The following is a 379-nucleotide window of genomic DNA, read 5'->3' as shown; positions in this document are numbered from 1 at the left end:
GCTCGGCTGATCCTTGTCTCGACCGCCTTTTCGCTGATCCCCAGGAAATCCCCAATCGCCGCCTGCGGCCAACCATCGAGGGCGCTCAAAATCAACGGCTCTTTGAGGTTGGCGGGCAAGGAGGCGAGGGCAGCAATCGTGAAATTGAGGGCGGCTCGATCTGCTACGAGAGTATCTGCACCGGGTGCGTCGTCCGCGATTGAAGCCGCTATGTCGGGTGTCAATGGCAGTGCCATCGAGAAGAACTGACGCACCGTGCGCCGTCGCCGCCAATCGCGTGCCTTGTTGATCGCGACCCGGGCGAGCCAGGGGCGCATCGGCCGTGTCAGATCGAGCTGGCCGAGGCTCGCAAAAGCCGCGACGAAACAGTCCTGAAGGA

Annotated in this window: 1 protein-coding gene; it reads right to left on the bottom strand. The window is 62.5% G+C overall.

What is annotated here, in order from left to right; translation table 11 throughout:
* A partial coding sequence (locus BTM36_RS17310) for an RNA polymerase sigma factor (RefSeq protein ID WP_077237271.1) occupies nt 1-379 on the bottom strand: 379 nt, incomplete at both ends.

It is taken from the genome of Herbaspirillum sp. VT-16-41 (assembly GCF_001994935.1).
GTDB lineage: Bacteria > Pseudomonadota > Gammaproteobacteria > Burkholderiales > Burkholderiaceae_D > Herbaspirillum > Herbaspirillum frisingense.
Note: the sequence above shows the minus strand (reverse complement) of the source record. Positions and strands in the feature narration are given on the sequence as shown.